18 protein-coding genes are annotated in these 20,896 nt (G+C 66.9%); 9 read left to right on the top strand and 9 right to left on the bottom strand.

Going from position 1 to position 20,896, the window contains the following annotated elements; all coding sequences use genetic code 11:
- Positions 1-6 precede the first annotated feature (6 nt).
- The gene (locus NBT67_RS04530; protein WP_251343619.1) at positions 7-1,326 is read left to right on the top strand and encodes a heme-copper oxidase family protein; all 1,320 of its coding nucleotides are present in this window, start codon (positions 7-9) and stop codon (positions 1,324-1,326) included.
- Here the strand turns inward: NBT67_RS04530 and NBT67_RS04535 are convergent.
- Genes NBT67_RS04535 through NBT67_RS04555 form a run of 5 tightly spaced genes read right to left on the bottom strand, consistent with a single transcriptional unit; the run spans position 1,323 to position 4,139 of the window.
- Positions 1,323-1,910 (bottom strand): DUF7998 family protein, encoded by a 588-nt coding sequence (locus NBT67_RS04535; protein ID WP_251343620.1) that lies wholly within the window; start codon positions 1,908-1,910, stop codon positions 1,323-1,325. The genes NBT67_RS04530 and NBT67_RS04535 overlap by 4 nt on opposite strands.
- 25 nt (positions 1,911-1,935) lie before the next feature.
- Positions 1,936-2,277 carry a hypothetical protein gene (locus tag NBT67_RS04540; RefSeq protein WP_251343621.1) on the bottom strand — a complete coding sequence of 114 codons (342 nt, stop codon included), beginning with the start codon at positions 2,275-2,277 and terminating at the stop codon, positions 1,936-1,938.
- A 3-nt stretch (positions 2,278-2,280) separates the two neighbouring features.
- Positions 2,281-3,387 carry a TIGR04053 family radical SAM/SPASM domain-containing protein gene (locus NBT67_RS04545; protein ID WP_251343622.1) on the bottom strand — a complete coding sequence of 369 codons (1,107 nt, stop codon included), beginning with the start codon at positions 3,385-3,387 and terminating at the stop codon, positions 2,281-2,283.
- 1 nt (position 3,388) lies between these two features.
- Entirely contained in the window at positions 3,389-3,667 is a 279-nt protein-coding gene (locus NBT67_RS04550; RefSeq protein WP_251343623.1) for a CGCGG family putative rSAM-modified RiPP protein, read from the bottom strand.
- Positions 3,668-3,722: 55 nt separating this feature from the next.
- Positions 3,723-4,139: an SRPBCC family protein gene (locus tag NBT67_RS04555; RefSeq protein WP_251343624.1), complete on the bottom strand. Its 417-nt coding sequence runs from the start codon at positions 4,137-4,139 to the stop codon at positions 3,723-3,725.
- 185 nt (positions 4,140-4,324) lie between these two features.
- Here NBT67_RS04555 and NBT67_RS04560 point away from each other — a divergent pair, with 185 nt between their 5' ends.
- From NBT67_RS04560 to NBT67_RS04600, 8 genes are all read left to right on the top strand, one after another.
- Positions 4,325-4,588, top strand: coding sequence for a DUF2249 domain-containing protein (locus NBT67_RS04560; protein WP_251343625.1), 264 nt, complete (start codon positions 4,325-4,327; stop codon positions 4,586-4,588).
- A gap of 52 nt (positions 4,589-4,640) precedes the next feature.
- Positions 4,641-4,826, top strand: a complete 186-nt coding sequence (locus NBT67_RS04565) for a methytransferase partner Trm112 (RefSeq protein ID WP_251343626.1) — start codon at positions 4,641-4,643, stop codon at positions 4,824-4,826.
- A gap of 43 nt (positions 4,827-4,869) precedes the next feature.
- Entirely contained in the window at positions 4,870-5,451 is a 582-nt protein-coding gene (locus tag NBT67_RS04570; RefSeq protein WP_251343627.1) for a DUF7524 family protein, read from the top strand.
- Positions 5,452-5,491: 40 nt separating this feature from the next.
- On the top strand, positions 5,492-6,190 hold the full coding sequence (locus NBT67_RS04575; protein WP_251343628.1) for a YqjF family protein: 699 nt from the start codon (positions 5,492-5,494) through the stop codon (positions 6,188-6,190).
- Positions 6,191-6,194: 4 nt separating this feature from the next.
- Positions 6,195-6,626, top strand: a complete 432-nt coding sequence (locus NBT67_RS04580; RefSeq protein ID WP_251343629.1) for a thiol-disulfide oxidoreductase DCC family protein — start codon at positions 6,195-6,197, stop codon at positions 6,624-6,626.
- 60 nt (positions 6,627-6,686) lie between these two features.
- Complete coding sequence (locus NBT67_RS04585) at positions 6,687-7,955, top strand: CaiB/BaiF CoA transferase family protein (RefSeq protein ID WP_251343630.1); 1,269 nt, start codon at positions 6,687-6,689, stop codon at positions 7,953-7,955.
- 67 nt (positions 7,956-8,022) lie between these two features.
- Positions 8,023-11,184, top strand: coding sequence for a PAS domain S-box protein (locus tag NBT67_RS04590; RefSeq protein ID WP_343218024.1), 3,162 nt, complete (start codon positions 8,023-8,025; stop codon positions 11,182-11,184).
- Between the two features lie 302 nt (positions 11,185-11,486).
- Positions 11,487-13,937: a peptidoglycan-binding domain-containing protein gene (locus NBT67_RS04600; protein ID WP_251343631.1), complete on the top strand. Its 2,451-nt coding sequence runs from the start codon at positions 11,487-11,489 to the stop codon at positions 13,935-13,937.
- A gap of 138 nt (positions 13,938-14,075) precedes the next feature.
- On the opposite strand, the gene NBT67_RS18055 is transcribed toward NBT67_RS04600, so the two are convergent.
- The 4 genes from NBT67_RS18055 to NBT67_RS04630 all read right to left on the bottom strand — a co-directional run bounded on the left by NBT67_RS18055 (position 14,076) and on the right by NBT67_RS04630 (position 20,665).
- Entirely contained in the window at positions 14,076-18,188 is a 4,113-nt protein-coding gene (locus NBT67_RS18055) for an Eco57I restriction-modification methylase domain-containing protein (protein WP_305881855.1), read from the bottom strand.
- A gap of 479 nt (positions 18,189-18,667) precedes the next feature.
- Positions 18,668-19,183: a hypothetical protein gene (locus tag NBT67_RS04620; protein ID WP_251343632.1), complete on the bottom strand. Its 516-nt coding sequence runs from the start codon at positions 19,181-19,183 to the stop codon at positions 18,668-18,670.
- A gap of 74 nt (positions 19,184-19,257) precedes the next feature.
- Positions 19,258-19,719: a plasmid pRiA4b ORF-3 family protein gene (locus NBT67_RS04625; protein WP_251343633.1), complete on the bottom strand. Its 462-nt coding sequence runs from the start codon at positions 19,717-19,719 to the stop codon at positions 19,258-19,260.
- Between the two features lie 433 nt (positions 19,720-20,152).
- The gene (locus NBT67_RS04630; RefSeq protein WP_251343634.1) at positions 20,153-20,665 is read right to left on the bottom strand and encodes a hypothetical protein; all 513 of its coding nucleotides are present in this window, start codon (positions 20,663-20,665) and stop codon (positions 20,153-20,155) included.
- Positions 20,666-20,896: the final 231 nt, after the last annotated feature.

The following is a 20,896-nucleotide window of genomic DNA, read 5'->3' on the forward strand; positions in this document are numbered from 1 at the left end:
ACGCACATGTCGACCGTTCCCGGCGACATCGACACGGATCGCCAGCCCCCGCTCTCGATTCCGCTCCGGCACTTCGTGGTCGCGCTGGGGTTCCTGCTCTCCGGCGCGGCGCTCGGCCTCGCCGACGCGCTCGACGCCGCGCCGGGGCTCGCCCGCGCCGCGCACCTCCACCTGCTTTTCGTCGGGTTCGTCTGTCTCACCATCGCCGGCGCGATGACGCAGTTCGTCCCCGTGTGGTCCGGAACGGCGCTTCACTCCCGCCGGCTGGCGCGGGCGCAACTGTGGCTGGTCGCCGTCGGCCTCGTCGGCCTCGTCGTCGGCTTCCTGGGCGGCCGGGTGACGCTCCTCGCTCCCGCCGGCGCCCTCGTCCTCACGGGGTTCTGGACGCTCGCGTACAACGTCGGCCGGACGCTCGCGACGGCGCGTCCGCTCGACGTGACCGAGCGCCACTTCGCCGTGGCGCTCGCCTTCTTCGTCGCCCTGACCCCGCTCGGTCTCCTGCTGGCGGCGAGCTTCGTCGTTCCCCTCTTCGCGACCCTGCCGGTCACCCGGGGCGGCGTCGTCGCGGCCCACGCCACCCTCGCCGTCTTCGGCGCCGTCCTGACCACCGTCTTCGGCGCGCTCTACCAGCTCGTCCCAATGTTCGGCCAGACGGAACTCCGGGGCGTCGATCACGCGCTCCAGCGGGTCGAAACCGTCGCCTACCCGGCCGGAGTCGTCGCCCTCTCCGCCGGCAGACTCGTCACCTCGCTCCCCCTCGCCCGCCTCGGTGCCGCCCTCCTGCTCGCGGGCGTCCTCGCCTTCCTCGTCGTCCTCGGCCGTCTCCTCGCCGACGCGCGCGCCGAGGGGACGCCGATGCTGATCCGATACGCGTGCCTGGCGCCCGCGGCCCTCGCGTGGGCGGTGCTGGCCGCCCCCGCGTGGCTCCGCGACCCGCTCGCCGACGCGGCGCGCTTCGGCGCCCCCGGAACGGGCCACCTGCTCGCGCTCGTCCTCCTGTTCGTCCTCGTCGGCACCCTCTATCACGTCGTCCCCTTCCTCGTCTGGGTCCACCGCTACAGCGACCGCCTGGGGTTCGAGGACGTGCCGATGATCGACGACCTCTACGACGCCCGCCTCGCCCGGGCCGACCTGCTCCTCGTCGCGGGCGGCGGGGCGCTCCTCCTCGCCGGCGACCTGACTGCCGGTCGCTCCCCCGTCGTCGCCGGCGGGGCCGCCCTCGCCGTCGGCCTGGCGGCCGTCGCCGCCAACCTGTTGCTCGTCCTCCGGCGCCACGCGCCGGCGTCGCTCCGGGGCGGGGCGGACGGCGACGCGACCGGCGACTAGAAGGGCGTCGACGGGCCGTCGGTCGCCGACTCGTCGGTCGCGTCGGCACCCGCCGCCGCGGCGAGGGTGCCGTCCGCGTCGGCCTCCGGGACCGACCCCGACCCGCGATAGCTCCCCTCCAGGTCGACGAGGCGGCCGTTGATCCGCTCGCTCGCCTCGTGCATCGGCGCCACCCTGACGCGGACGAGGTCGAACTCGTGTGGCGGGCCGGCGTCGTCGGCGTTCCAGGCCCGGAACGACGCCGTGGCCAGCGTGTCGCTCTGCGGGCAGAACTCCGTCGTCGGCGTGAACTCCGCGCGCAGCACCGACGGGTCGTCGGCCTCGACGGCGTAGCGGTAGCCCGCGTCCGGATGCCGGGTGTCGAGGTTCAGGCGCGCGAGGTTGTAGCCGAAGGTCACGTCGTAGACGGTTCGGGCCTCGAAGCACGCCCGGGTCAGCCGGTGGAACGCGGCGTGGTCACGCCCCGTCAGGACCGCGTGCCCGTCGAGGAACGGACCCGGTTCGGGGAGGGTCGCGGGGCGGAACGCGTCGTAGTCGTCGAAGTCGTCGTCGTCGCTCGACCAGGGACGGGGAACGAGGGTCATGTGTGAACGGACGGCGTCCCGCCACCTACCCCTCGTCCCGAACGTGTTCGTCGGAGAGGAACAGGCGCTCGACCGCCGCGGCCGAGACGGGCGGCCGATCCGCCCCGTCGACCGCCTCCCGGGCCGGCGCGAGGACGCCCGCGGCGATGCGGCCGGCCATCGCCGCGACGATCCGGCGCTCGGCCGGCGAGAGGTCGTCGAGTTTCCCGAGGGCGGTCGCCAGTTCCCGGGACGCGACGGCGACGCCGCGGTCCCGGAGATGCCGGTCGAGACGGTCGGCCGGCGGCGCGCGGTCGACCGGATCGGCGTCGCCGCTCACCGCCGTCGACGAGTTCGACTCGTCGTCGAGGATCGGATGCGTGGACATGGCTCAGGCGCGTGACGTGGACTCGTGGCCGTCGGGAAGCGGACCGTCGTATCCCTCGGGGACGTACGCACAGAGGGGGTCGCTCGCCAGCGGATCGCCCGTCTCGGCGTAGGCCCGCGAGCGACTCCCGCCACAGACGCCGCGGAACTCGCAGGCGCCGCACTTCCCGCGGAGGGCGTCGGGATCCCGGAGGTCGGTGAACAGGTCGGCGTTCCGGTAGCGCTCCACGAGTCCCGCCTCGCGGACGTTCCCGACCGATTCGGGGAGGAAGCCGGAGGGGAACACCTCGCCGACGTGGCTCACGAAGGCGAACCCGTCGCCGGCGGTGATGCCGACGCGGCGGCCGACGGCGTCGGTCGGGTCGTCGCCGTCGGCGTCGACCCCCACCCGGCGCTGGAGCGCGACCCGCCGGTAGTGCGGTGCCTCGGTGGTCTTGATCCCGAAGTCGGCGGCCTCGTCCACCTCGACCAGCCACTCCATCACGCGCTCGGCGCGTTCGGGGTCGAGGGAGTCGAGGACCGCTCCCCGGCCGACGGGGACGAGGAAGAAGACGGACCACAGCACGGCGCCGAGGTCCGCGACCAGGTCCCGGATCGCGGGGAGTTCCTCGACCGTCTCGGCGCAGACGGTCGTGTTGATCTGGAGCGGGAGGCCGGCGTCGCGGGCCGCCTCGGCCGCACGGATCGTGGAGTCGTAGCTCCCCGGTTCGCCGCGGAACTCGTCGTGGGCGGCGCGCGACCCGCCGTCGACGCTCACCGCGAGGCGCCGGGCGCCGGCGTCGGCGAGGGCGTCGACCCGCTCCGGCGTCAGGGAGGCCGTCCCGCTGGGCGTGAGCGTCATCAGGAGGCCCCTGTCGGTGCCGTACTCCACGAGTTCGACGGTGTCGTCGCGGGCGAGGGGGTCGCCCCCCGAGAGGACGACCAGCTGGTTCTCGCCGAAGCGACGCGCCTCGTCGAGCAGCGCCTTCCCCTCGGCGGTCGTGAGTTCGTCCGGGTGGCGCTCCGGCTGGGCGTCCGCCCGGCAGTGCTTGCACGTGAGCTCGCAGGCTCGCGTGAGCTCCCACACGAGGACGAACGGCCGTTCGTCGGTGTCGAGGGCGTTCGGATGCATCTCAGACGTTGACGCGGGTGACGTGCCCGCCACAGCCACACTGGTCGACGTACTCGACGGTCACGTCGTCGAATGCGTCCCGGAGTTCGGGGTAGAGATACCCCGAGGGGTGGCCGTGGTCGCCGTGGGTCACGAGGTTGACGTGGTTGCCCGGTGCGGTCCGCTCGACGGCCGCCAGCGCCTCCTCCACCACGAGGTCGCGGTCGGCCGCGTGTTCGGGACCCTCCAGATTCGCCGACCACGACGTCTCGTGGACGGCGTCGTCGTGTGTTGACTCCATACCTGCCGGTTGCCGACGCTCCTCCCAAAGCGGTTGCCCGAACACGTTCGGGGCGTCACTCCTCGAGCGATTCGAGGGAGTCGAACTGGGCGTCGAGTTCGCGGCGTCGCTGCCGGGCGACGACCGTCGCGTCGAGCAGGTCGCCGACCAGCGACACGTCGAGCGCGAAGTCGGTCGTCGCCGTCACCCGGACGCCCGCCTCGCCAGCGTCCTCCAGGCGATAGACGGTGCGCATCGACTCGAACATGCCCTCGCGCTGTTCGTAGGCGAGGACGGCGTCGTCGAGGTCGAGCAGTCCGAGGGTCAACTGGAGTTCGGCGATGCCGACCCGGTTGGTGAGGCGGATCTCGTCGCCCTCGACGACCACCTCGTCGAAGCCCGCGGTGCGCATGAACGGTTCGACGTCCGTGATGGCGTCACGGAGCGTCGACTCCGGGGCCGCGATCGTCCGCGAGACGGATACTGTCTCCATGGTCGAAGTCCTCCCGCCGGACACATGATACGGTTTATCGTAAGTCAGTACCGGTGGGTCGCCGGCTCGTCTCGGCGAACCAGCGGCAACCAGTTACGATCCTCCGTAGAACCCCGGACACGGTGACCCCCGTGGCGAACGCGTTCGGGACAAAGGGTTCGATTGCGCCCTCACAACGGGCTGGTATGTCAGGCGTGGAATCGCTGCTGACCGAGACGGACGCCCCGCCAACCGGCAGTCCCGAGGTGCTCGACGTGCGCGACCTGCCGCCGCCGGAGCCGCTGAAACTGACGCTGGAGACGCTGGCCGAGGCGGACGACGACACGGTCGTCGTCCAGGTGAGCGACCGGGTGCCACAGCACCTCTTCCCCCGACTCGACGACCGGGGGTTCGCGTACGACACCGTCGAGCGCGACGACCGCGTCGTGACGGCCATCTGGACGGAGTGACGACCCGCCCCGATCCGTGGATTTTTACCGACCGGCCGCCACCTGCCGGGTAATGAAGGAATCCCTGATGGAGATCCTCTGTGACCCCCTCGACAAGAGCGATCTCGAACTCGAAGTTGACGAGCGCGACGGCGAGGAGATCATCGAGGGCCGCCTGATCGGGACCGTCACGGGCGAGGTGTACCCCATCGAGGACGGCATCCCGAACCTGCTGCCGCCGGACATGCGCGACGACTAGTTCGGCCTGAAGTTTTTTCGTCCCTGGGTGCGACCCTCGGCCTGTGACACCGGTGTTGCTCGTCGAGTTGAACCGTGGGGAGCTTCACGACGTCGAAGCCCCGGCCGAGTTCGCCACCGCCGAACCGTTCTCGGTCGAACTCCGCAACCACGGTGAAGCCGTCCACGTCCACGTCCGCGCCGACGACGCGCTGTCGGCAGTCGCACGCATCGACGCCGACGGGAACCTCTTCGTGGAGCGGGAAACCACCCGGTCGGTGCCCGTGGGCGTGAGCGAGGTGGACGCACCGGTGACCGGAACCCTGGAGATCGCCACCGGCTACGGGGCGGAGAGCCGAACCGTCGAGGTGACGGTCGAACCCGCCGACGACGGGGGCTCCGTCGACGTCGACGAGACGCTCTCGCGGCCGGCCGAGTCGGACTCGACCCCGGATCGGACGCCGCTGCGCCGGCGCGTCGCCGGCGCCCTCCCCGGCCGCCGGGCGCTGCCCGTCCTCCTGCTCGGTCTCCTCGCCATCGGCGTCGCGGCGGCCGTCGCGAACGCCGTCGACAGCCCGCTGGTCCTCCTCGGCGCGGGCGTCGTCGTCGGTGCCGTCCTCGTCGCGCTGGTCGTCCTCTTCCAGTGACCGCCGGCGGCGTTTTGGGGCTGGCGGCCCCATCCCCGCCATGGTCCCGCTGGAGATGGGCTGGCGACACCTGCTGTTCGAGAACTGGCCGGTCGACCCCGCCGTCGTCGACGCCCACCTGCCCGACGCGCTGACGGTCGACACGCACGACGGCGACGCGTGGCTCTCGGCCGTCCCCTTCACCAACGTCGCGGTGCGCCCGCGAGGGCTGCCCGCCCGCCTCGGCCTGCCGCTCCCCGAACTCAACCTGCGGACCTACGTCACCCGCGACGGGGACCCCGGCGTCTACTTCTTCAGCCTCGACGCCGCGGGGCTCCTCGGCGTGATCGGCGCGCGCTGCTTCCAGCATCTCCCCTACTACTACGCGCGCATCTCGCTCGACGCCGCGGACGGGACGGTCCGCTTCGCCAGCCGCCGGCGGCATCCGGGCGCCCGCCCGGCGGCGTACGACGCGACCTACCGGCCGACCGGGCCGGGCTTCGCCGCGCCCGAGGACCCCCTCGCTCGCTTCCTCGTCGAGCGGTATCGGTTCTACACGCAGTCGCCCGACGGCGCCCTCCGCTACGCCGACGTCGACCACGACCCGTGGACGCTCCACCCGGCGACGGCCACGGTGACGCGGAACTCGCTGCTCGAAGCCAACGGCTTCGCGCGCCCGTCGTCGACGCCGACCTACTACTACAGCCCCGGGGTCGACGTGACGGCCTCGCGGAGCAAGCGCTGGGAGCGCGGCGGGTGAGCCGATGACCGGGGATCCGAACGGCGACGCGACCGACCTCCCGACGGCGCCGGTCCTGCTGTTCGACGGGGTCTGTTCCCTCTGTAACGGCGTCGTCCGGTTCCTCGTCCCGCGCGACCCGGAGGGGCGACTCCGCTACGCCCCCCTCCAGTCGGACGCGGGGCGGGCGCTGCTGGATCGGGCGGGGCTGTCCGAGGGCGTGGACACGGTGGTCCTCGTCGAGGGCGACCGGGCGTACACCAGGTCGGCGGCCGTCATCCGCGTGGCGGAACTGCTCGGGTGGCCCTACAGCCTCGCGCGGGTGGCTCGGGTCGTGCCGCGGGGGGTGCGCGACGCCTGCTACGACGTCGTCGCCGCCAACCGCTACGACTGGTTCGGCCGCCGGGAGGAGTGTCTGGTCCCCGACGAGGACGTCCGCGACCGGTTTCTCGGCTGAACGCCGAACCGGGCCGCCGGCCCCGGAAAGCCTTTGGTCGGGTCGGCCGGAAGGGGGGGTATGACAGCGACCGACGACGAGGAGGCGACGCGCATCCTCGACGACGTCACCGTCGTCGATCTGACCACCTTCGTCACCGGCGGGTTCGCGACGCTGATGCTGGCGAACCAGGGCGCCGAGGTCATCAAGGTCGAGCGCCCCGGACTCGGCGACGACAACCGCCACTCCGGGCCGCCCTTCGTCTCCCCGGACCCGGACTACGACGGGCCCGGGCGGACCGCCGACGAGAACGGCGAGTCGCCCTACTTCTGGACGATCAACTACGACAAGCTGAGCGTGGAGTTCGACCTCAAGACCGACTCGGGGCTGGCCGCGCTCTACGACTTGGTCGAGGAGGCCGACGTGGTCGTCGAGAACTTCCGCCCCGGCACCGCCGAGCGCCTCGGCGTCGGCTACGACGACCTGCGCGAGGTGAACGAGGACGTCGTCTACTGCTCCATCTCCGCGTTCGGCGAGACGGGGCCGTGGAGCAGCCGTCCCGGCTACGACCTGCTGGTGCAGGGCACCAGCGGCATCATGAGCGTCACGGGACCCGAGGACGGCGACCCCGTGAAGGTCGGCCTCCCGCAGACCGACCTCATCACCGCCATGTGGTCGGCCTTCGGCATCGTCGGCGCGCTCTTCCGACGGGAACTCACGGGCGAGGGCGACCGGATCGAGATCGGCATGCACGACGCCGCGCTCCCGTGGCTCAGCAAGCAGGCCGGCAAGGCCTTCGTCGGGGAGCAACCGAAGCGCATGGGGACCAAAGACCCCGTGCTGGCGCCGTATCAGGCCTACCCCACCGCCGACGGCTACCTCAACGTCGGCTGTGGCAACCAGAAGCTCTGGGAGGAACTCTGTGCGGCGATCGACCGCCCCGACCTGGTCGACGACGAGCGGTTCGCCAGCAACCCCGACCGCGTCGCCAACATGGACGCCCTCGAGGAGGAACTGTCGGCGGTGTTCCGGGAGCGCCCCACCGAGGAGTGGGTCGACCTGCTGGCCGACGAACGCGGCCTCCCCGTCGGCCCGGTCTACGACGTGCCGACCGCCCTCGACAACGAACAGACCGAGGCCCGAGACGTGATCCGGGAGGTGGAACACCCCGCGCTGGGGACGGTGCCGGTGATCGAACACCCGCTCAACTACGAACACGCGGAGGCCGGGTTCGACGGCGCGCCGCCGCTCCTGGGCGAGGACACCGAGGCGATCCTGCGGGAACTGGGGTACGACGAGGCGGACCTGCGGACGCTCCGGGAGGAGGGCGCCATCCCCGACGCCGACTGAAGGCCGGTAGGGGGTCCGACCCCGGGGCTTAACTGCTCGGGCGTCGAATCATCGACAGTCGGTACCGATGAGCACGGAGCCCGGGGCGATACGCGTCCTCCACGTCGACGACTCGTCCGACTTCGCGGAGCTGACCGCGTCGTTTCTCGAACGCGAGGACGACCGGTTCGACGTCGAGACGGCCACCACCAGCGACGCGGCGCTGGCCCGACTGGAGGAGACGTCGTTCGACTGCATCGTCAGCGACTACGACATGCCCGAGCGAAACGGCATCGAGTTTCTGGGTGCCGTCCGGGAGGAGTACGCCGACCTCCCCTTCATCCTCTTTACGGGGAAGGGAAGCGAGGAGGTCGCGAGCGACGCCATCTCGGCGGGCGTGACCGACTACCTCCAGAAGGAGGGCGGAACCGGCCAGTACACCGTCCTCGCGAACCGGATCGAGAACGCGGTCTCCCAGTATCGCTCCCAGCGCGAACTCGAAGCCAGTCAGCAGCGCCTCTCCCTGTTCATCGAGCAGTCACCGCTCGGCGTCATCGAGTACGACAGCGACTTCGAGATCGTCCGGCTGAACGAGGCCGGCGAGGAGATACTCGGCTACGCCGAGGCGGAACTGCGGGGGGAGACCTGGGAGAAAATCGTCGCCGAGGACAGTTACGACGACGTCGACGAGGTGACGTCGGCGCTGGCGCGCGGGGAGGGCGGCTACCACAGCATCGACGAGAACGTCCGGGCGGACGGCGAACACATCCTCTGTGAGTGGCACAACCGCGTCGTCACCGACGAGAACGACGACGTGGTCGCGGTCTTCTCGCAGTTTCAGGACGTCACCGACCGCGAGGAGCGACAGCGACGGATCGAGGCGCTCCACGAGGCGACGCGCGAACTGATGACGGCGTCGACCTGCGAGGCGGTCGCCGAGCGCGCCGTCGAGACGGCCCGGGAGGTCCTCGACCTCCGGATCAACAGCGTCTACCTGTACGACGGCGACGCCGACGTCCTCGAACCCGCGGCGATCACCGACGAGGCGGTCGAACTGATCGGCGAACCGCCGACGTACGAGGCCGGCGAGAGCCTGTCCTGGGAGGCGTTCCACTCGGGTGAGGTCCGCGTCTTCGAGGACGTGTCCACCGAGCCCGGCCGGTACAACGCCGATACGGTCTTCGGCTCGGAGATCATCCTGCCGCTCGGCGACCACGGCGTGATGTACGTCGCCGCGACCGAGGTCGGTGCGTTCGACGAGGCCGACGTCACGCTCGCCCGGATGCTCGCCGCCAACACCGAGACCGCTCTCTCCCGCATCGAGCGCGAGCGGACGCTCCGCGAGAGCCAGCACCGGTATCGGACGCTGGTCGAGAACTTCCCCAACGGCGCGGTGTTCCTCTTCGACGCGGACCTCGAGTACGTCCTCGCCGGCGGGGAGGGCCTCTCGGCGGTGGGCCTGTCGTCCGCGGACGTCGAGGGAGCCACGCCCCACGACCTGTTTCCCGAGGACGTCGCGGACGACCTCGCTCACCACTACCGTGAGGCGCTGGCCGGGCGCTCGAACACCTTCGAACAGGAGTATCGGGGGGAGCGATACCGGATCCGGACCCTGCCGGTCCGCGACGACGGGGAGGCCGCCTCGGGCATCGCCGTCTCCCAACGGATCACCGAGCGCAAGGAGCGCGAACGCGAGTTGCGACGCTACATGCGGATTGTGAACACGATGCAGGAAGCCGCCTGCATCTACGACGAGGACGGCCGGTTCGCGGTCGTCAACGAGTACCTCGCGGAGTTCTACGACACGACCCCCGAGGAACTGGAGGGGGAGCGAAGCGCACTGATCCCGAAGATACGGGCGGCGGCCGACGGCGACCCCTACCGGGAACTCCCCGACGGCGACCGGGAGGAGATCCGCGGGGAAGTGTCGGGCGAGTTCCCGGGCGTTGGTGAGGAGGTCGTCGCCTACCGGCTGACGCCCCTCGTGGTCGATGGGGCGGTCGAGGCGGTCGTCGGCGTCGCCCACGAGGTCACCGAGAAGAAAGAGCGGATGCGGGAACTCGAACGGCGCACCGAGGAACTGGAGGCGCTGAACCGCCGGCTCCAGGAGCAGTATCGCTACCTCTTCGAGGAGGCGCCGATCATGGGCGTCGTCACCCGGGCGGAGGACGGCCGGCCCGTCATCGAGGACTGCAACCGCCGGTTCGCCGAGACGGTCGGCCACGAGAAGCAGGCCCTCCTCGGACGGGAACTCGCCGCGTTCTACACCGCCGACTCCGAACGCGAGTTGCTCGATCAGGGCGGGTACGACCGCGCGCTGACCGGGGAGTTCGTGCGCGAGAGCCGAACACTGGTCACCGCCGACGGCGAGACGGTCGAGACGCTGTTGCGGGCCGTCCCCCGGACGGACGTCACCGACGACGTCATCGGAACCTTCGCGTTCTACGTGGACGTGAGCGAGCGGAAGGAACTGGAACGCGAGAAGGAGCGCCTCGACGAGTTCACCAGCATCGTCTCCCACGACCTGCGCAGTCCCCTGAACGTGGCCAAGGGACAGGCGGAACTGGCGCGGGAGACCGGCGACTTCGACCACCTCGACGCCGTCATCCGCGCCCACGAGCGGATGGAGTCGCTGATCGACGACCTGCTGACGCTCGCCCGGAGCGGCCAGCACATCGACGACGTGGAATCGGTCCCGGTCGGGGACCTCGCCGAGAACTGCTGGCTCAACACCGAGACGAACGGTGCGACCCTCGACGTCCGCACCGAGCGCACGGTCCGGGCCGACCGGAGCCGACTGCAACAACTGCTGGAGAACCTCCTTCGAAACGCCGTCGAGCACGGCTCGACGAGCAACCAGCAGAACGCCGATGACGCCGTCGAGCATAGCTCGACGAGCAACCAGCAGAACGCCGGTGACGCCGTCGAGCATAGCTCGACGAGCAACCAGCAGAACGCCGGTGACGCCGTCGAGCACGGCTCGACGGACACGGACGACGACGTGACCGTCACCGTCGGCGCGCTCGACGGCGACGGCTTCTACGTCGCGGACGACGGCCCGGGCATCCCCGAGGACGAGCGCGAGGACGTGTTCGACGCCGGCCACACCACGTCGACGGACGGCACCGGGTTCGGGCTGAGCATCGTCGAACAGGTGGTCGAGGCCCACGGGTGGACCATCGAGGTCACGGAGAGCGCGGCCGGCGGCGCCCGCTTCGAGATCACGGGCGTCGACTTCGTCGACGGGTAGCCGTCGGCGACCGTCCGACCGGCCACCCGCCCCCGCACTCCGGGCGGTGAGGCGTGCGCTCGGGCGCGACGGATCGAGTGACCACTCCCCGCCCGGAACAGTCGTTCTGCCAATAGTTTTATCCGAGTATCATCTGTAGGGACGGACGAAATATAGTGAAAGATAATGATGAATTCCGCATCAGAACTGGGGCGTTGCGTGGCGTATCGGCGACCGTCGGGAGCCACACCGAGCGCAGCGACCGCCGGCGACCGGCGTAGCGTTGCGGTCCGGTACGGGGACCACCTCGGGGGAGCCACGGGATGTACGTAGCGCTCGGGGCCGAGGGGGAGGAAGTGCGGGAACTACAGGACCGACTCGCCGAGCGCGGCTACGACGTCGGGGCGGTCGACGGGAGGTTCGGCCGCCGAACGCGCGCGGCGGTCGCCGAACTCCAGCGGGAACGGGGGCTGACGGCGAGCGGCGCCGTGACACCCGAAATCGCCGAGGAACTGGGACTCGAGATCGACGTGCCCGAGATCGAGGAGGCACGCTCGAAGTTCCGGCAGTTCGTGACGAAAAACCCCAACTACTTCGGCAATCAGCCGGAGCTGGACTTCGAACCGGTCACGGAGAAGATCACGGACACCAGTTACGAGGAGGTGACCTGTGTCGGGTACGATCCGGGGTCGAGCCAGCTCGAGGCCGTCGTGAGCGTCGAGCGCGACGTCGGCTACGGCGGCGACGTCTGCACCGACGGCTCCATCGAGTACGTCCGCTTTTTCCTCGACCGCGACCGCAACGGGCAGTGGGAGAACGTCGGCGTGGCGTCGACGAGGGTGTACGACATGCCCGGTCGGAAGCCCGTCGACTACGCGGTGTCGGTCGACCTGGATCAGGAGCTGGAGACGTGTGACTCGCCGGTCCTGCCGCGGGTGCGGGCGATCCTGAGCTGGGAGACGGAGCCCCCGGCCGACGAAACGTACCGTCCGGTGTGGGGCAACCGCCACGAGGCCGACGTCCAACTCGAAGCCCGAGAGCCGACGGCGGGGGATCTGATGGATCCGGAACTCGTCTCCCCCGAGCTACTGAGCGGGCTGGACCTCGCGGCGTCGATGCCGTTCGATCCCCCGGAGATGGCGCCGAGTCAGCTCCTCACGAAATACCGGGGAACGAGCGTCCCGCCCCACCGCGCCGGGTTCGGCGAGTTCAAACGACTACTGAGCGGGCCGCTCCCGATGCCGGCGGGACCGTCCGGTCCGGACGGGCCGTCGCCCGGCCCGTTCCCGGGGCCGCTTCCGGAGCCGTTCCCCGAACCGGATCCCCAGTTCGACCTCCCGGCCGAACTCGACGTCGACGTCGAGGACCTGATCGACGACCTCTCGGAGACGGCCGGCAACACGAGCTACGAGGAACTCGACTGCGTCGGCTTCCGGCGCGGCATCCTCACGGGGCTGTTGACGATCAAGCGACCGGCCGGCTACGGCGGCGGGCTCTGCACCGCTGGGAGTCCGGAGTACGTCGCGTTCTGGGAGAAGCCGGTGAGTGGGGGTGCCTGGACTCACCTCGGAACGGGATCGGTCACCGTTCACGACGTTCCGGGCCTCCCCGCCGACGGCCTCCAGTACGCCGTCCACCTCCCGGCGGATCTGAGCCACCACCGAACGCCGTGCGAGGAGGGACCGAGCCTCGTGAAGGTCCGGGCCGTGCTGGCCTGGAACCGGCGGCCGCCGTCGACCGACCCCAACTTCACCCCGACGTGGGGCAACCGCGTCGAGACGGTGATCCAGGTCGCACCCGGTCCCGACCCGGGCGAGGGACTGCTCGAAGTCGGGACCCTCGGGAACGTGATCCCGACGGACATCGAGCAGACGCCGGGGAGCGACGCCACCGGAACCGCGACCGGGCCGCTCGTGTCGAGCGGCGGGTCGGTCCGCGCGACCGCGGCCGCCTTCGGTGGCCGGGTGACGATCACCGGCCGACCGGAAGGCATCTCGCCGTCCGCGGGCGGGCCGAACGGCCTGAAATACCGCGTCTCGGTCAAACCTCACGGCGCCCCGACGAGCGCCTATCGACCGCTCACCAACGAGTTCCAGGTCGCCACCTACGAGAACCCGGGGACGTTCCAATCCGTGACCGTCGACGGCGACGGCTTCTACACGTACGTGCCCGGCGCCAAGCAGAACCTCCTCGCCCTCTGGCACACCAGCGACGACGGCGTCTACGATCTGAAGGTCGAGGCGAAACGCGGCGACGGCCAGCCCGTCGACGCCGCCGCAGTCACGTATCCGGACGGGACGACGGAGTCGGAGCTGGTGATCCAGTTGGACAACACCGCGCCCGACGCGGAAATCGACATCACCGAGGTCGTCCCCGGCGGGAGCGGGGACGCGGAGCCCGCCGCGGAGTGTGACTTCTTCAACATCGGGGACACGATCCGGGGGACCTTCACCGCGGACGACGAACACTTCCGCACCGGGCCGACCCCCTGGGCCCCGTACCGGTTCGTCGTCCGCCCCGGCGGGCCGGCGAGCGGTGCCCGACCGCGGGAGCGCCCACCCGCCGGCCCCGGGACCGTCCGGGCCCGCGGCGGCGGCGACGGCGACTGGGAACTGGAGACGAGCGGGATGCAGTCCTGTGGCTACGTCGTCGCTCTCGACGTCGCCGACAACGTGATCGTGAACAACAACTACAGCGGTCACCGACGCGGCGACTCGGAGGGCTTCTGCCTGCTCGAAGCGGGCGAGGAAGTCGTCGACGGCTCGTCCGACTGATCGCCCCCGAAGGCGGCGGCCTGGCCCCCGTCGGGGTCCACGCCTCTCGAAAGCGACGAACGCACGAGAGCGACGGTGAATCCCTCGCGGAGGACACGACTTCGCACCACAGGCACGCGAGGGGACGCCAACGGCGTGTCAGTCCCCAACGGCGTCCTCGACGATGTCGATTTCCTCGTCGGTCAGCCCGTACAGTTCGTAGACGACGTCGTCGATCAGGTCGTCGGTCCGCCGAATCTTCTCGTCCAACTCCTCGGCGCGTTCGACGGCCTCGACGTACCGTTCGAGGTCGTCGGCCACGTCGTCGGGGTCGGGGAGCGTGATCGCCTCCAGGCGGTCGATCAACGAATTGGTCTTCGTCGCCGTCTCGCGAAAGCCCGCGAATCCACCGGCCTCCTCGACCGCGACGGGGACGAACGCCTCGACGAGGTCGGCCTCGGTCGCCGAGAGGTCGGTCAGTCGCATCGCGGGAATGGGGTCGGTTTCGGTGTAGCCCCACTGGTCGGTGTCGTGGGCGTCCTCGTCGTCGGGTTTGTAGCGAGCGGTGGCGTTGATCGTCACCGCGCCGTCGCCCTCGCGGTCGACGGTGACGGTGCCGATGCGGAGGTTCTCGTAGTCCTCCGCGGTGGCGGCGAGTTTCGTGTCGGCGACGCCGGAGGGGGGATTGTAGGTGGCGACGTCGGTGATGGCAGGGCCGTCGGTGTAGGGGGTGATGTAGTCGAGGAGAGCAGTATTAATCGATCTTCTATCCTCTTTCAAATCGATTATCTCATCAGCCAAATCGATCAGTAACTCCTGTCCGACGGAAACGTCTGTTTCGCTGGACATATCCAATTCATCGATCACCTTTGTTGTCGATTGGACTCCTTCGCTCAGGATAGCCGAAAGTTCATCGTATTTGTTGGCGTGTCCCGAGCCATTAGGTTCCTCGTTAACCACACGAATGGGGAGGTTCTGTAATTCCGCAAGGGTGGTTTGACGGAAGTCGTCCTTGAGAGCCAAAGCTGACTGGCTGATGTAGAGATACGAATGAAGAGAACTGTTCACACAAGCGAGGATGTATTTAAGTGGTGTGTCGGAGGTCTTGATAAATGGATTTAGATCCTTTTTAACCACGAAACTATCATTTGCTATGGTCGCCATAAGGCGATCATCCCGGTTTACCAGACGCCTGATCAGGATTCTCGGATTCGTATAATACCGTCTGAGATTGTCCTCGTCACCGAAGTCAATATATCTCTGCTCCGTCGTCTCAAGTTCGTACCGGTATACGTCACACTCTCGATATTCAAGAAAATCTCCATTCTCTTTGCTATTAGAATATTCATGAAATGAAGCGACGATTCCCTGTGTCGCGTCGGTCAATTCCCCCAAATCAGTGAACTCTTCGCGATTAAATCGGGTTAGCATTTCATAAGTTCCCTTCCGGAAGAAAATCTTCGCACCATCAGTTTCACTCAAATAGCTCTGCGGAATCAGTTCTGACCCTTCTTCCATTACGTCAGCCGACTCGATCCGCAATCGTTTTTCAAATTCTTTGGCTAAAAATTTCCCAGATGGCTGTGATTTTCTGAATATCGATATATTCGTGTCGATATAGGCATCTTGGAAAACATCAAACGGAAGGTTGATTATCTTTTCAAGATTCATCATCCCTTCCGTTAGGTTCGTTTTACGGAATTTAGAGTAATTCTCTCCGGTTTCCCACGCTACCGGTGTAATCATTCCGCCCCTTCCTTCGTCGCGGGCCAGTCTGATTGTTTGTTGTAAGAACGCTACCGAGAGATCGTACTTCCGATGAAGAACCTCGAAAACGGTGGTAAGGTAGCTTCTCTGTCTCTCAGGAATCTGCTCGGTTGGTACGTACGGAGGATTCCCGATGACGGCGTCAAACCCGCCCTGAGATTTGATCGACCCACTTTCGTCGTAAAATGCCTCCGGGAACTCGAGCTTCCAGTGGAAGAACTCCTGCTCCGTCGCCGTCGCCTGCGCCGACCGGAACCAATCCGTCTCCTCGACCTCGGCCCACTCCCCGTCGTCCTCCAGCGCCCGCGCCATCCGCTCGTAGGCCCCGCTCGGGACGTCCAGGTCGAACCGCTCCGCGGTGTGGACGTTCGCCATCGCGACCAGTCGTTGGCGCAACTCGTCTTGCTCGATTTCCGCGTACTTCCGCTTCATCTCCCGCACGTCGGCGATGTCCTCGTTCTCGATGGCGAGGAACTCGCCGTAGATCTCCATCAGGCGCTCGATAGTGCCCTCGCGGGTCGCCCCGAACTCCGCCAGCGAGGCCTGTCCGTCGTCGCCGTTCGCGTCCGACTCCAGTTCCTCGATGGCCTCGATGTCGCTCCCGACGAGCGAATTCCCCTCTTTGAAGTGGTGATCGAGAAACGCCAGCGGCCGGTCGGCCGCGAGCGTCTCCAGCCACATCGACAGCTTCGCCAGTTCGACGGCCATCCCGTTCAGGTCGACGCCGTAGATGCACTCCTTGGCGATCTCCCGGCGGACGTGCTGTTCGTCCCAGTAGCCGCCGAGTTCCACCTCGATGTCACGGACCTCCTCCATGACTCGCTCCGAGAGGTAGCCCGTCGCCTTCGTCAGGAAGTGCCCGCTCCCCATCGCGGGGTCGAGAATCCGGAGGTCGGTGACGCGGCGAAGGAAGGGGCCGAGATACTCCTGGGTCCCGGGATCGAACCCCTGTTCGATCAGGTCCTCGCGGATCTCGTCGACCAGCGGCCCGACCGTCTCCTCGACGATGTAGGTCACGACGTAGTCGGGGGTGTAGTACGCGCCCGTCGCCTTCCGCTCGCCCTCGTCGTTGACGACGTACAGCCCGCCCTCGGGGACGGTCTCGACGGCCTCGGCCACGCTGACTTCGGTGGCCGGTTTCCAGACTTGGCCGCCGTCCTCCGCGACCGCCGCGTACCCCTCGGGCGCGATGCGGAACTGGTGTTCGAGCAGCCCCTCGTAGACGCTCCCGAGGTGGCGGGTGTCGAGGTCGGCGTAGTCGGCGAGGACGTACCGCCCCTCGTCGTTCCGCGTGGTCGACAGCCGGTAGATAACCTCGGCGAGGTACTGGTTGCTCACCTCGTGGTCGGTCAGGAAGCCGTGGGTCTCGTGGTCGAACAGGCCGCCGTTGTACGGCGGGATGCCCAGGTCCGCCTCCCCCTCGTCGATGAGCCGGAACAGGTCCTCCAGCCGACTCCACATCGTCGTCGAGTAGTCGCTGAACTCCTCCGCGAACCCCTCGTCGACCTCCCCGATGGCGTCGTGGACGTCGAGTCGAAGCGCGTCGAGGCTGAAGTTCTCGTCGTACTCGTCCCGCGCCGACCCGCTCTCGGGGTGGATGAGTCCCCGCGACTCGGCGTAGAGAACGAACATCAGCCGATAGAGGAACACGAGCGACTGCTCTTTCAGTTCGTCCAGCGCCGCCTCGTCGCCCGGATCGATGTCGAGGTCGTCGTTGGTCTCGACGAACCCCCGCCCGAGTACCCGGAGTGCGGTGAAGACGTTGTCCTGCAGGTCCTCACCGAGTTCCTGCGAGGCAGTTTCGCTCTCGGACCACACCTCGTCGAGGAAGGTCGTACCCGCCGTCTCGTGAAACGCGGCGGGACGGAAGAAGACGTAGAAGTACTTGAACGCCTCCAGGTCGCCCCGTTCGAGGAGTTCGGGAAGGTCGACCTCGTAGTACGTCTGCGTCTCGTAGTCGTTGGTGCCGTAGAGCCGCCACTTCCGCCCGTTCGTGAGCACTCCCCACTGGACGTTCCCGGTCGTGTGCTCCAGATAGTGCTTGACCTGGTGGGAGGCGTTGCGGTACGGCCGCCCTTCGCTGAATCGGGCGGCGAAGTCGGCGTCCCACTGCTTCGCTTCGACCACCCCGATGCCGCGTTCGAACAGGTCGGTCGTGTCCTCGGTGCCGAGATACACCTCGGCGGCGTCCCGTCTGGCGGTCGGCGTCTCGAAGAGCAGTTCGTCCACGAATCCGCCGCCGTTCGGAAGCGTCACCTCCTCCTGGGTTCCGAAGCCGAGGACATCGAGCACCTCGTCGATCCAGTTGTCGATGAGTGCGTCCTCCCCGTAGCCGCCGACCAGCGATCCCTCCAACTCGTACAGCGACTGGAGGTCGTCCATCGCCGCCCGGGCCTCCTCGTCACACTCCCACTCGTCGCGTTCGCGAACCCGCTCGTCGAGGTAGTGGCCGGAGAACAGATTCGAGTTGACGTACGGTCGCTCCGAGAGGGTGGCCTGACTCATTCGAGATACACCACAGTGGTTCGGGGAACTCACAAATAGATGACGCACGGCGGGCCGATCCGTCTTCGCGAAGGCCGGATCGAACCGCACAGAGACGGCCTCTTCGCTCGGATGCTGCGACTCGTTCGGGCGACGGATCCCGCCCGTTCGTCGCTTCGCTCCTCACTGCGCGGGACCGGATTCGAACCACGCCCGAGAACCTGCGCCTTCGGCGCAGAACCTCGGTCTACCCCGAATCCTCCCTGCTCTCTCGCTCGCTCTCTCCGGTCCCTCGCTCGATGCGCGGGGTCGGATTCGAACCGACGGACCCCTACGGGACAGCGTCCTAAGGGGGTCGAGAGTCTCCCACCCTTCTTGCGGGGTAATCGCGGCAAGGCGTGCCGAGACTCGGCCTGTCTACCCCGAAATCAGCCGGATAGCACATAAAGCTGGCCCTGGGACAGCGCTAACCGCAACTCCCGTTGAGCGGGGTAAACGTGTCAACTAACCTGCTCGATATTCGATGGGTCCGGGAGCGGTTCGAGCGAATGGACACCGAGCGTGTAGTTGGTGTGGTCGAACTTCCGGGACTCCTTCCGAACCCCGTTCACTACGGTCTTCTTAGTCGCCCCACCGTAGAACGTCACGGTGGGTTCGTCGACGTGGCCGAGGATGTAGTAGTCGGCGTTAACCGCGTATTCCTTGACCAGCAGCGCCGATGGCTCCTTCTGTGCGGTCTTGATGTCGACAGTACGTTTTTCGCCCTCCATCATGACCTCGAAGTCGTAGCCTCCGTCGCTCCACTCTCTCGTCGACGTGTCGACCTTCAGGTCGGCATACTCCGCGAAAGCGAACTCGCCCATTAGCCCGACAAAGTTCCGACGCTCCGGTTTCGTTCCCCAGGTGTCATCGTCGTTGTCGTACGCTTCAGCCTCCTCGAACGACTGGTTACGCTCCTTCGCCAGTTGCCGAGCCCGGCGGACGTAGCGCGGCGTCACTTCGACGCTGACCGGCATTAGATTAAGACAGGCCTTCATAGTGACAACGGTTTTGCTGGCCCCAGTAGGTCGAGGACGTGGCGGGAATCCGGTCACAGTCGTTCGCCCGGCGGAGCGTACTGGTCGACGGGGTCGCCCTTCTCGTTGACCACCTCCGGCTCGCTGTCGCTGGGTCCATCATTGTCGACCTCCTTCAGGATGCCGTAGAACCGCCACTCGTCACCGTAGTCGAACAGGTAGCAGATACGGTCACGCTCTTGCAGCTTCAATTCCTGAATCATTTCGTCCACCGTCGTCTCGGCGGCATTGTATTCTTCTTCGTCACCCATCGTTGGGACTGCTTGCTCCAACTCCTCGGGCCGTTTATACTGGACGGGGCTTTGCCAGTAGTCCTGATCAGTGCCGAAGAACCAGAGGTGGTCCTGATTCAGTCCGACCGCGCTGTTCAGCACCGACTGAAACTCGTTGAGCGTGCGGTCCGCTCCGATGACGATGTCCCGCCACAGCGAGGTCGGGTCGTGTTCGTACTTGACGCGGAAGCGGTAGGTCGTCATCGTTCTCTCTCGGTCGGTTTCCACTCGGGGCGGTCCAGTTGGTATGCCAATGCGGCTCGAAAGGTCTTGCCCGCGTGTCCTTGGTAGAGGTTATACGGCCCGTTCACACAGTGTCGCATAATTCGCTCTCGAATGTTCCGCGAAGCGCCCGATCCCGAAAACCCACGAGGGAGTGCGTCAAACAACTTATCTGTGTCCTCAATACCAAAATAGGGCTCAAGGGTATCTGGCATTACAGTCACGATGTGACCGGGTATGAGGGGGTGGCACTTCGAGCAGATCGTCACACGTACCTGGCCATCTTTTTGTGCGGCATAGTTCGGAAGTCCATCTTCTGTCCCCCGCTCGTGGACGAGGCCAGCCGTGTGAGGAACATCGATTTCTCGACAGTCCCAGAGATACGGCTCCCCCGAGTCAGTCTGGCCCGCCCTGGTCAGTCCCGCCATCGTTGAATAGCACCTGAGAGGGTCTGGCGGACAGTATCTTTCACGTCGCCCAACTCGATGTGGTCATATGTTCCTGCGCCAGAATCTCCAAACTGAAGCTCGTCGTTTCGTTTCCGATAGTCACCAGCCGCCGCTTGTTCCCACTCCCGCTTGGTGTTGCGGTAATAGTAGTCGAACCGATTATCACCGAACTCGATGTAGGCAATATCCATGCCGGTTTCAGGGTCGGTGAAGACCAGTTTGTAGTCGTCACCGTACTCGGTTTCCTCGACGTGTTCATGTAAGTCGTCGATGTCGCGGATGACTTCGACTGTCTGTTGTACTGCGTCCTGTAATTCCGGTGCAAAGTACGCGGCAAGTTTGTCGAGTTCGCTCGGATCGGGAATGATTCCGAGTTCCCGTTTCAGCACTTCGTTAAACGTCTCTGCGCCGTATTCAGCCTTCTTATCTTCGAGATGGGCATGAACTGGTCCGTCCACACGGATGGTCTTCTGGGTCATTACAGAAGACAGTACACACTACCGAAATAAGTAATTTACGGGTATCGTATAATCATTATACAGATAGAGTAAACTCGACTGTTGTCCAGATAGATTATACAACGAACTCGATGACCCCGGCGCACACGGGACACTCGTGGTCACCGTCACTCAGCACCAAGTCGTCCTCCTGTCCCGTCCACCCACACTCCGGACACTGGACTGGCTCCGTCATGGCTGAACACTCCGACG

Origin of the sequence: Haloplanus sp. GDY1 (genome assembly GCF_023703775.1) — an archaeon.
GTDB classification, from domain to species: domain Archaea; phylum Halobacteriota; class Halobacteria; order Halobacteriales; family Haloferacaceae; genus Haloplanus; species Haloplanus halophilus.